The 6,328-nt window shown below is 35.8% G+C and carries 6 protein-coding genes; 5 read left to right on the top strand and 1 reads right to left on the bottom strand.

Annotated elements, in window-relative coordinates:
* Window positions 1–159 precede the first annotated feature (159 nt).
* From KI356_RS03180 to KI356_RS03160, 5 genes are all read left to right on the top strand, one after another.
* Complete coding sequence (locus KI356_RS03180; protein WP_048560156.1) at window positions 160–1,149, top strand: tRNA dihydrouridine synthase; 990 nt, start codon at window positions 160–162, stop codon at window positions 1,147–1,149.
* A gap of 182 nt (window positions 1,150–1,331) precedes the next feature.
* The gene (locus KI356_RS03175; protein WP_212934787.1) at window positions 1,332–3,350 is read left to right on the top strand and encodes a GAF domain-containing sensor histidine kinase; all 2,019 of its coding nucleotides are present in this window, start codon (window positions 1,332–1,334) and stop codon (window positions 3,348–3,350) included.
* Between the two features lie 410 nt (window positions 3,351–3,760).
* Complete coding sequence (locus KI356_RS03170) at window positions 3,761–4,279, top strand: YehS family protein (RefSeq protein ID WP_002115688.1); 519 nt, start codon at window positions 3,761–3,763, stop codon at window positions 4,277–4,279.
* A 122-nt stretch (window positions 4,280–4,401) separates the two neighbouring features.
* Window positions 4,402–5,109, top strand: coding sequence for a M48 family metallopeptidase (locus tag KI356_RS03165; RefSeq protein WP_002115689.1), 708 nt, complete (start codon window positions 4,402–4,404; stop codon window positions 5,107–5,109).
* Window positions 5,110–5,210: 101 nt separating this feature from the next.
* Window positions 5,211–5,537 carry a hypothetical protein gene (locus KI356_RS03160; protein ID WP_002115691.1) on the top strand — a complete coding sequence of 109 codons (327 nt, stop codon included), beginning with the start codon at window positions 5,211–5,213 and terminating at the stop codon, window positions 5,535–5,537.
* Window positions 5,538–5,619: 82 nt separating this feature from the next.
* Here KI356_RS03160 and KI356_RS03155 read toward each other — a convergent pair whose 3' ends face one another.
* Window positions 5,620–6,315, bottom strand: coding sequence for a GNAT family N-acetyltransferase (locus KI356_RS03155; RefSeq protein WP_212934786.1), 696 nt, complete (start codon window positions 6,313–6,315; stop codon window positions 5,620–5,622).
* Between the last annotated feature and the right edge of the window lie 13 nt (window positions 6,316–6,328).

Below are 6,328 nucleotides of genomic sequence, written 5' to 3'. Positions count from 1 at the left end.
TAATAATCAGTGGAGGATGAAGAAAACCTCCACTGATTAAAGTTTCACTTTACAAAAATACCATTCAGCGATTTTAGTTAAAATAAATATTGCTGATTTTCACAAATTATAAATTGAGAGTTTGAAATTGTATTCATAGTGAGAGGATTTGAATTTGAAATGATAGATAATTTTTGGCGTGATTTACCACGACCATTTTTCGTACTTGCACCAATGGAAGATGTAACGGACGTTGTTTTTCGTCACGTAGTAAGTGAAGCTGGTAGCCCAGACGTATTCTTCACAGAGTTCACAAACTCGGATAGCTATTGTCATCCAGAAGGTATGAAAAGTGTACGTGGCCGTTTAATCTTTACAGAAGATGAACAACCGATCGTGGCGCATATTTGGGGAGATAATCCTGAATATTTCCGTCAAATGAGTATTGGTATGGCAGAGTTAGGATTTAAAGGTATTGATATTAACATGGGTTGCCCTGTACCGAACGTAGCATCAAGAGGAAAAGGTAGTGGCCTTATTCTACGTCCAGACGTTGCGGCAGAACTTATTCAAGCAGCAAAAGCGGGCGGACTACCTGTCAGCGTAAAAACACGACTGGGCTTTAAAGAATTAAGCGAATGGGAAGATTGGTTAACGCATATTTTCAAACAAGATATCGCAAACCTTTCTATTCACTTACGTACAAGAGAAGAAATGAGCCAAGTGGATGCGCACTGGGAGCTAATTCCAGAAATTAAAAAATTACGTGACCGTATCGCACCAAATACGCTAATAACAATAAACGGAGACATTCCTGACCGTAAAACTGGGCTGGAACTTGCTGAAAAATACGGTATTGATGGCGTAATGATCGGACGAGGTATCTTTAAAAATCCATTTGCTTTCGAAAAAGAGCCAAGAGAGCATAGCAGTAAAGAACACCTAGATCTTTTAAGACTACAACTTGATCTTCAAGATCAATATGCAGAAGTATTACCACGCTCTATCACAGGATTACATCGCTTCTTCAAAATTTATGTAAAAGGCTTCCCAGGAGCTGCTGAATTAAGAAATCAATTGATGAGTACGAAATCAACGAATGAAGTACGTGCATTGCTTGATAAGTTTGAGGCGAGTGTTAATGTGGTAGAAGGTAGTGAAACAGTGTAACTTTTGAAAGTTACACTGTTTCATTTTAATTAAGGTAAACCGTATCATAAGTAAGTGAGGTATTCTATGTAAAAAAGGGTAAGAAAAGAATACAGGAGAAAAGTGAAAATGGTAGGTTGGTCTTGATTTTCAATGATAGTATCATGTTTATTTTATTATGCCTATAATTGGAGGCCATGTGAATGTTAAGTGATCAGGCGAGATATTCTAGGCTCGCGAATATAACAAAAATAATAAATACAAAATTAGAACTACGTGAAGTGTTACAGCGTGTAACAATGGCGATATCAGAGGAGATTGTTAGGTGCAACGCTGTTGGAATTTATTTACCCCAGGAAGATGGAACATTTAGAGGGTTTGCAGGAAAACCAGAGACCATAAATGGCGTAACGCTCGATACTCAAGTAATTGATCCTGAAATAGACTTACTGGCAAAAGAAGTTATTGAAACCAAAAAAACCATCTATATCCCTGATACCTCAAAGGATCATCGGCCGGATCCGAGACCAGTTGATGCGTTCAAAATTAAGTCCTTATTAGCCCTGCCTATCTCATTTGGACAAGAGTTATTCGGTCTGGTTTTTTTATTTGATTATGGAACCCCAATGAACTTAACAGATTCAGAAATTCAAAGTGTTGAAGCTTATGTAAATATGGCTGCGGTCGCAATTCAAAACGCAAATAATTTAACACAAAAGGAAAACCTTATTGCCGAGAAGCAGCTGTTACTAAATGTTACCCGTGATTTATCAATGTGTTCCTCGATACAGGAGAGTTTTGATAAATGTTTTTTTTACTTAGGACAGATTTTAGAGAGTAAAAACGTGGCTGCCCACCTTTTAGACCCGTTAGACAAAACAACGATTAAAACAACGAAGTTAAGCAAGGACTGTGATTGGACAGAAGCGGATTGGATGGAGAAACGCTATGAAGCCAAAATCCAAGAGGTTATTCAAACAAAAAATATAGATAGTAAGGGTCTACTGATGATTCCATTGGTTTCAATGGGAGAAGTATTAGGGGTAATCGTCGTTGGTAAAGAGGGAAAAGCTCACAATTACGATGATTCCCAAATTCAATTGGCAAAATCTATCGTTGATGCCACAGCTCCTACATTTTCAAACTTGTTATATATGGATCAACTTGAAAGCATGGTGGAAGGGCGAACGAGAGAACTAGCTGTTGCTAATGAAAAAGTTACAAGTGTGATTGAAAGTATTACGGATGGATTCTTTACTTTGAATAATAAATGGGAATTTACGTACGTAAATAAGCATCAATATTTTCCACAAAGAAAAACAGCAAAAGATGTATTAGGCAAGAATATACGGGAGGTTTTCCCGAGTAGCGTTGACACAGTTATGTATAAGGAATTTCATCGTGCGATGTCAGAGCGAACTACAGTTCATTTCGAATTCTTTTCTATCTCTGATGAATATTGGCACGAAGTTATTGCATACCCGTATGATGATGGTATTTGTTGTATTTTTAAAAACATAACGGAAAAAAAGCAATATGAGCAGGAATTGAAAAGGTTATCCAACATAGATTTAATAGGGCAAATGGCAGCAGGTATCAGCCATGAGATTAGAAATCCAATGACAACAGTACGAGGATTTTTACAGTTATTAAAAGAAGAGAATATCTATGAAAAACATAATACGTACTTTAATTTAATGATTGAAGAACTTGACCGTGCCAATTCTATTATTACTGAATTTCTCTCAATGGGTAATACAAGGAAATCGGATTTGCAGATGTTAGATTTAAATTCAATTATCCACGATATTATTCCTTTAATAAAGATTGATACGTATAATCAAAATAAATATATTCAAGTCGATACAAATGAAATTCCGGAATTACTTTTAAATCGTAATGAGATACGGCAATTATTAATAAACCTATACCGTAATGGCTTAGAAGCGATGAGCACAGGGAAAGTTCTAACCATTAGCACCTACAAGGAAGGTCAAAATTGTGTGGTGCTTGCAGTGCAGGATCAAGGAAAAGGTATCAGGCCTGAAGTATTAGAGAAACTGGGTACTCCATTTTACACGACCAAAGATAATGGAACTGGATTGGGGTTAGGCGTATGTTATGCCATTGCTGCCCGTCATAATGCAAAAATAGAAATTCAAACAGGATCGGAAGGTACTACCTTTTTTGTTAAATTTAATTATAAAAATAATGAACAATAACCTCATTTAGATTAGTTACGGTGAACCATACCACAAATAAAAAGCAAAACCTAAGTAAACATAATCAATATATTTCACCTGAATTTTGCGTAACATTCATGTTTGAGTTGCCCACTAAATTAGAGTTGCATAAAAAGAAATGGACTAACCTATATCAGGTTAGTCCATTTTCAAGTGTGTTAATTAATAGTAAATCCCCATCCGTAATTTCGCACGATTATCCCGTTCTTTTTGCTTTATTAATATCATCGTCAAAGGAAGGAGCGTTGCTGTTTTAAAATCATCTCTAAAAGCATTAATCCACCTAAGACTACAAAAACAACCTCTAAAATGTTAAAGTAGTAACTTAACGACATTAATTTACACATGCTAAAAGCATTACTATAATCAACATCTCAGGAGGAAAAACAATGGCAATGAGCAACAACGATATATTAAAAAGAGTAAGATATGCTTTAGATATAAGAGATATAGATATGGTGGAAATCTTTAAACTTGGCGGGATGGAAGTAACGAAAGAAGATGTAGTTGATATGCTTACAAAAATAAAGAGAGCTCCTCAGCATGAACCTGAAGATGCGGATGTAATCGAAGATGAGTACGTAAAAACATGCGATATGATGATGTTAGAGGCATTTTTAAATGGATTCATTACTTTAAAAAGAGGAAAGCAAGATCCGAAACCAGGGCAACCGGCACCTGTACAGAGCAAGGAGAGTGCCAATAACCTTCTTCTAAAGAAAATGAAAATTGCACTATCTTTAACGAGTGAAGATGTGCTTGATATATTAGACAGCGTAGGAGTTATCGTAACAAAAGGAGAATTAGGCGCTTTATTAAGAAAGAAAGGCCATAAGCATTACAAAGAGTGCGGCGATAGATACGCAAGGAATTTCATTAAGGGATTGGCTGTAAAGTATAGAGGCTAATAAATAAGCGTTGTAACATTTATGTTAAAACAGTAAATGATATAATAGGTAGGGTAGGACGTTTGTATCCTACTCTTTTTTATTTGTAAAAATAATTATGAACGAATACGTTAGGTGATGAAATGGTACATACATATTTAGGTGAGACAATTAATTTTCATATAACTTATAAGAAGAAAAAGTCCGTGCGTCTTTTTGTAGATTCGTATGGAAATGTGGAAGTGCAGGCTCCAAAAGGTACACCTGTTGAATACTTAGTCCAGTTGCTAGAGGAGAAATGGGATTGGATTCAGACAACACGTAAGGAAATGCAAGAGCGAGCGCTTGGACCCCAGGAAAAGGATTATGATCAAGGAGAGGGCTTTCTGTATTTAGGAAGTACGTATCCGATACAGATTTCTCAAGATACAAGTATTACGCAAGACAATGCAGTTTTTGAAGGGGATAAGCTACACATTTATGTGAATGAGCTTAAGGATGAAAAAATCCAGCAAGCTTTAAAGCGATTTTACTATAAGCAGTGTAAGGCGTTAGTAGAGAAGAGCATTAAAGCACATCAAAGTAACTTTAAAACAAAACCGCGTTCCATTCGTATTACAGATAGTAGTCGTACGTGGGGAACTTGTGATTCAAATCTACAACTAACATTCAATTGGAAGCTAGCGATGGCACCTCAGAGGGTAATTGACTATGTAGTTGTTCATGAAATGTGTCATATGGTTCATTTAAATCATGATCGCTCTTTTTGGCGTCTTGTCGGAAAGATAATGCCTGATTATAAGGAAATGGAAAACTGGTTAGCATTATCGAGTTGGAAGATGACGGTTTAGTAGTGATTATTATTTTAAAGAGGGGACAGAGAAATGCTAGACAGATACTTCTGTTTATATCACAATAATAGTATATAACATGAAGTAGGGGAGAGTATGAAATGAAGGGGTTAAATGCAGCTTTTGATGAAAATAATTATACGTTTATAAGAGAAACTAGCAAGGCTATAGAATTTGAGAATAGCCAAAGTAAAGAAGTAGTATATTTGTTACATAATGTCGAAATTAGCATTGTGTTAAATCCTAAAACTGTAGAAAATAATGATAGTTTAATGAATAGAAGTAGTGGTAAATACCATAATACAGCGTTAAGACAATTCCCTAAGAGAAAGAACAAAGGGAAAAGCCTTATACATTATGGATATACGTTTAAATTTCAATCAGGAAATGAATTAAGTACTTTTTTAACTGATTTAAATGGACGTTAAAATGTGTTTTTTAAGAGAGATGAAACCTAATTATTGTTAAGGTTTCATCTCTCTTGGTTTCTAAAAAGTAAAAGTTTGATTTTTACTTTTTAAATTGAACAGAATATGTTTCATGATAATTTTCCATCTTATGGCCCCGATAGCCTTCAGTAAGTAATTTTTTTTGCTCACTAAAATCACTCATCGCAACATTTTTCACATCTTTCCCATCTGTCTCCTTATTCTCACGCAACTCCTTCACAAAAACATACCGCATACTCCCGCCGTACTTCTCCTTCAGCGCAGCGATTTCCATTCCTTGCGCGAACTTATCTTTTAAACTAGGAATGTTAAAAGGTGCAACCGTGCAGCAAACGTAATCGTACTTGCCATCTTCTTTTTGTAATTCGTTCATGATGACGTTTGCTAATATTTTTTGCATGCCATTTCCTCGGCAGTTCGGATGAACGTTTGAGATTTCTTGATAGATGACGCGGTGTAGTTCGCTTTCTGGCAATCCGATATCAAGTCCTAAATGTTCGTCGTCGATAGGAGGGACGAGTAGGGCACGGAATGCGATGAGTTCGTTTTTGATAAAAGCACCAATCATCATGCCATTTCCTTCTAGAATGTATTGAAACTCTTCTAGCGAGAGTGGTTGTAAACGACTTTTATCTTCTAATGCTTCAACTACGACGTTTTGTAGTGATAAAATTTGTTCGATGTCCTCTAGTGATAGTAATGTAACGTGAAATGGTTGTTCGTTTTGTTTTAATATTCCTTCATAAAGAACCGTCATGTATTAATCCTCC

The sequence above is a fragment of the Bacillus hominis genome (assembly GCF_018332515.1).
Lineage (GTDB): Bacteria > Bacillota > Bacilli > Bacillales > Bacillaceae_G > Bacillus_A > Bacillus_A hominis.
Note: the sequence above shows the minus strand (reverse complement) of the source record. Positions and strands in the feature narration are given on the sequence as shown.